Origin of the sequence: Rathayibacter sp. AY1F3 (genome assembly GCF_002931975.1) — a bacterium.
In the GTDB taxonomy this organism is placed as follows: domain Bacteria; phylum Actinomycetota; class Actinomycetes; order Actinomycetales; family Microbacteriaceae; genus Rathayibacter.
Genome location: NZ_PSVF01000060.1, coordinates 1 through 5,080 on the forward strand (window position 1 = coordinate 1; position 5,080 = coordinate 5,080).

The window sequence follows — 5,080 nt, forward strand, 5'->3', positions numbered from 1 at the left end:
CGGGGGAGGGGGTGGGGGCGGCGCTCATTGCGGACTCCTTCGGCAGCGGTCCGACCATCCTAGAGCCCCGGTGGAGCGCTCTCTCGCCCTGGAACGCGGGACACCGCACCCCGGACGATCGTGAGGCGCCGCCTCCCCGGCCGGACACCGCGGTGAGGGCGGTGTCCGGGCGGCGGAGGCGGCGCCTCGGAGGAGAGCAGCGGAGCGCAGGACGCGGTCGGCCGGCGCTTCCCGATCAGGCCCGGTGGGCGCCGTGCCCGTCGCGGGGAGGAGCGGTGCGGATCGAGTCCGTCCGGACGTCCGGCTCGATGCTGCCCGCGGCCAGGTCGGCCCCGGCGCGCGCGGCCAGCTGCGGGTCCGTGCGGCGCAGCTCCTCCGCGCTGTCCTCGGCCGCGAGGTCGTGCGCCTCCTGCATGGCCGACTTCGCCCGCAGCGGCGGGGTCTTGAGGAACCACGAGAGGACGAAGGCCAGCAGGACCACGCCCAGCGCGACCTGGAACACGGTCACGGTCGCGTCGTTGAACCCGGTCAGGAACGGGGCCGACAGGGCGCGGTCCGCGGTGTTCAGGAACGACGTGTCCCCGTCGAGCGCGGAGCCGATCGCGGCGGTGTCCTGCGACTGCAGCAGCTTCAGGATCCCGGCGTTGGCCGGGTCCGCGGCGACGGCCGGATCGGTGACGGCCCGCTGCAGATCCGCCGCGAGCGCCGGGTTCTTGAAGGCCGCGGCGATGGTGTCGGGGATCCGGCTGAACAGCACCGAGAAGATCACGGCGGTGCCCAGGGTGCCGCCGATCTGGCGGAAGAACGTGGAGGCGCTGGTCGCGACTCCCATGTTCGCCACGTCGACCGAGTTCTGCGAGGCCAGGGTGAGGGTCTGCATCATCTGCCCGAGCCCGAGGCCCAGCATCAGCATCCCGCCCATCATGAAGATCACCGGCTTGTCGATCGTCACGAAGGTGAAGTAGAAGAACGCGGCCGACATCAGGAACGTGCCGACGATCGGGAAGGCGCGGTAGCGGCCCGTGCGCGAGATGATCTGACCCGAGACGATCGAGGCGATCATCAGGCCGAGGATCATCGGCAGCATCAGGAAGCCGGACTCGGTCGGCGTGGCGCCGTTCACCAGCTGCAGGTACAGCGGGATCGCCATCATGCCGCCGAACATGCCGAAGCCGACGAGGACGCCCAGCACGGTCGCCATCGAGAAGGTCGGCGAGCGGAAGAGCTTGAGGGGGATGAGCGCGTCGTCGCCCATCATCCGCTCGGCCGCGATGAAGCCGATGACGCCCAGCGCGCCGACGATGTAGCAGACCCACGCGATCGGCGAGCCCCAGCCCCACTCGCGGCCCTGCTCGGCGATCAGCAGCAGCGGTCCCGCGGCGATGACGACGAGGGAGGCGCCCCACCAGTCGATCCGCACCGAGCGCTTGCCGGCGGGCTTGGGCAGGTGGAGGAACCGCACGACGATGAAGAGCGCGACGGCGCCGATCGGGAGGTTGATCAGGAAGACCCAGCGCCAGCCGGTGATGAAGAGGATCTCGGGGGTGCCGGCGAGCAGGCCGCCGATGAGCGGTCCGACGACGCTGGAGATCCCGAAGACGGCCAGGAAGTAGCCCTGGTACTTGGCGCGCTCGCGCGGGGGCAGGATGTCGCCCATTACCGTGAGCGCGAGCGACATGAGTCCGCCGGCGCCGAGGCCCTGCACGGCGCGGAAGCCCGCGAGGCCGAGCATCGAGGTCGAGAAGCCGGCGAGCGTCGAGCCGATCAGGAACAGCACGATCGCGATCAGGTAGAGCGGGCGGCGTCCGAAGATGTCGGAGAGCTTGCCGTAGATCGGCGTCGCGATCGTCGAGACGATCAGGTAGGCGGTGGTCACCCACGCCTGCTGCGAGAGGCCGTCGAGGTCGTCCGCGATGGTGCGCATCGAGGTGCCGACGATGGTCTGGTCGAGCGAGGAGAGGAACATCCCCGCCATCAGCCCGAAGATGACGAACAGGATCTGCCGGTGCGACATCACGGCGCCGGACGGCGTCGAGGTCGGAGCGGATGGAGCGGAGGCGGAGTCGGCCACGGTGGTCCCCTTGTCTGGCGGACGCGTCCAGGCACGGCGATCCGCCGCAAACGTTGCGTGCTGCGCAAAGTTACACCGCGTGCGGAGAGCGCGACAGAGCGTCCGGCGAGCCTGAACGGGATCTCAGGGCCGCCGTGCCGGGGCCGTGCATCAGGCCGGAGCGGGGACCGCCTCGTCCGCCCAGCCGGCCTCACGGAGCGCTGCCCGGGCTTCGGCTCGGGCCGAGTACGGCGTGCGCACGCCGAGGATGTCGCGGTAGTTCTGGTGCCCAGGACCGGCCCAGAGGATGGCGTCGCCCTCGTGCGCCAGGGAGACGGCGACGCGGATGGCGCGCTTGGGGTCGTCGACCTCGTGGATCTCGGCGTCCGGACGTGCGGCGCGGGCGGCGTCGACGAGGGTGCGCCGGATCGATGCCGGGTCCTCGAAGCGCGGGTGGTGGTCGGTGACGACCAGCACGTCGCTGCCCAGGACGGCGGCTTCGGCCATGGCCGGGCGCTTGAGCGCGTCCCGGTCGCCGTCGGCGCCGAACACCATGACCACGCGGCCGGGAGTGACCTCGCGGACGGCCTCCAGTGTGCGCGCGAAGGCGTCGGCGCTGTGTCCGAAGTCGACGTACACCGTGGGGCCGCGCTCGCCCGAGACGCGCTCGGTGCGGCCGGGGAGGGAGGCGTCCACTCCGCCGTCGCGGTGGAGCGCAGCGCGGATCTCGCCGATCGGCCGACCGGACTCGATCAGCATCACGATCGCCAGCCCGGCGTTGGCGGCCATGTGGGTGCCGATGATCGGCACGGAGGTCGTGATGGCGCGGCCCTCGCGGTTCCCGATCCGGAAGCGGGTGCGGCCGAACTCCTGCTCGAGCACCGTCACGGTCCAGTCGGCGTCGACGCCCGGGAGGGAGGTGATCGTGGTGACCGGCACGCCGGCGACCTCGACGAGGCGCGCGCCCGCGGGGGAGTCGAGCGAGACGACGGCCCGGCGCGCGCGATCGGGCTGGAACAGCTGGGCCTTCTCGCCGAAGTAGGTGTCCATGTCGCCGTAGTCGTCGAGGTGGTCGTGGCTGAGGTTCGTGAAGCCGGCGACGTCGAAGATCACGCCGTCGACGCGGTGGCGGGTGAGCGCCTGGGCGCTGACCTCGATCGCGGCCGCGCCGACGCCCTCCTCCTCCATGCGGGCGACGAGCGCGTGCAGCTCCGTCGCCTCCGGGGTGGTCAGGCCGCTGGTCACCGAGGTGTCGCCGATGTGGCGCTCCGCGGTCGAGCTGAGGCCGGGCACGACGCCGAGCTGGCGGAGGATCCCCTCGAGCATGTGGACGGTCGACGTCTTGCCGTTGGTGCCGGTCACGCCGAGCAGCACGGGGGAGCGCTCAGCCGTCCCGTAGACGGCGGCGGCGACGGCGCCCAGGCGGGAGCGGGGGTCGTCGACCACGAGGACGGGCAGACCGGTCGCGCGCGCGGCGTCGGCGCCCGCGGTGTCGGTCAGAACGGCGGAGGCGCCGCGGGCCACGGCCTGCTCGACGAACTCGGCCCCGTGGCGGTTGACCCCGGGCAGGGCGACGAAGAGGTCGCCGGGCTCGACGTCGGAGGCGATCAGCGTCACTCCGCTGATCTCGGCCGTCAGGCCGCCCTCGTCGCCGATCTCGAGCGTCCGAGCGAGGGCGGCGAGAGGGACGGAGGGTGCGGTGAGGGGTCGGAGCATGGGGTCCTTCCATCGACGGCTCCGTGGGGGGCCGTGCAGCCGAGGGGGCGGTCGCACGCGGAGTCGTGGCTGTCACTCAAGCTAGGGGGTCTGCTTATGTGAATCCTTAGAGGATATGCGCGACCCGCGTGGAGGGGCACGGGTGGACAGAACCGATCGCCGGTGCTTCAGCAGATGCGCAGGAACGGGTCTGTCTAGGCTCGGAGGATGACGTCGAACGAGAACGAGCCGACCGATGGGCGCCCCGTCCGCCGCCGAGCCCTGGTCATCGGGGGTGTGGCCGCCGCGGCGGGCCTGACCGCGCTGGGGGTCGGAGCCGCCATCGGGAACGGAGCGCCGGCGCCCTCGCCGACCCCCTCGACGGCGCCGCCCGCTCCGTCGCCCTCCGCCGCCGCTACCACTTCGGCGCCCACAGCGGAGCCGACCGCCACTCCGACTCCCACACCCACTCCCACCGCCTCCGGGATCGACCTCACCGCGCAGTCCGTCGACGACCCGGCGAGCACCTGGGTCGTCGTCAACAAGCTGCGGACGCTCGCGCCGGTCGACTACGTCCCCGCCGACCTGACCTTCCCCGACGTGCCCTACGTCAACCGGCAGCCGATGCGCCAGGCGACCGCGGACGCCCTCGTCCCGCTCTTCGCCGCCGCCCGCTCCGAGGCCGGCCTCTCGCTGGCGGTGCAGAGCGCCTACCGCTCCTACGACACCCAGGTCAGCGTCTACGCGGGCTGGGTGTCCTCACGCGGACAGGCGGGAGCGGATGCGACGAGTGCGCGCCCGGGGCACAGCGAGCACCAGACCGGCTGGGCGGTCGACGTGGTGGGAGCGTCGGGCGCGTGCGCGCTCGAGATCTGCTGGGGCGACACTCCGGAGGGGCAGTGGGTCGGCGCCAACGCCCATCGCTTCGGCTTCCTCGTGCGCTACAAGCCCGACACCACTCCGATCACGGGGTACGAGTCGGAGCCGTACCACCTGCGGTACGTCGGGACCCAGCTCTCCGGGTACCTGCACGACTCCGGCATCGAGACGCTCGAGCGCGTCTTCGGCCTTCCGGATGCGCCCGATTACGCGCCGGGGACCACTTCCTAGGCGGTCTAGCGATCACAGACGGACACGATCGGGCGTGACACGCGCCGCTCGTTACCGTACTGTTATTCGGAGCGCTTTCGGAGGCCCGTCTGACGGATCTCCCACCCCCGCCTGGTGACATAGCCGCTTCCCCTGCTCCCACCACGTCGACCGCCCAGCCGGTCTGGTGCTCGCTGTGCCCCGGGCGCGCACTCGTCGCATCCGCTCCCGCCTGTCCGCGTGAGG

The 5,080-nt window shown here is 71.9% G+C and carries 3 protein-coding genes and 1 pseudogene; 1 reads left to right on the plus strand and 3 read right to left on the minus strand.

Annotated elements, in window-relative coordinates; all coding sequences use genetic code 11:
• Nucleotides 1–235 precede the first annotated feature (235 nt).
• Nucleotides 236–2,014 carry an MDR family MFS transporter gene (locus C5C39_RS16985; protein ID WP_104246965.1) on the minus strand — a complete coding sequence of 593 codons (1,779 nt, stop codon included), beginning with the start codon at nucleotides 2,012–2,014 and terminating at the stop codon, nucleotides 236–238.
• A 207-nt stretch (nucleotides 2,015–2,221) separates the two neighbouring features.
• Nucleotides 2,222–3,766, minus strand: a complete 1,545-nt coding sequence (locus tag C5C39_RS16990) for a Mur ligase family protein (RefSeq protein WP_104353936.1) — start codon at nucleotides 3,764–3,766, stop codon at nucleotides 2,222–2,224.
• 207 nt (nucleotides 3,767–3,973) lie between these two features.
• On the opposite strand from C5C39_RS16990, the gene C5C39_RS16995 reads away from it, so the two are divergent.
• Nucleotides 3,974–4,855 carry a D-alanyl-D-alanine carboxypeptidase family protein gene (locus C5C39_RS16995; protein WP_104269403.1) on the plus strand — a complete coding sequence of 294 codons (882 nt, stop codon included), beginning with the start codon at nucleotides 3,974–3,976 and terminating at the stop codon, nucleotides 4,853–4,855.
• Nucleotides 4,856–4,997: 142 nt separating this feature from the next.
• On the opposite strand, the pseudogene C5C39_RS17000 reads toward C5C39_RS16995, so the two are convergent.
• Nucleotides 4,998–5,080 (minus strand): annotated as a pseudogene (locus tag C5C39_RS17000) (D-alanyl-D-alanine carboxypeptidase family protein); the annotation flags it as partial.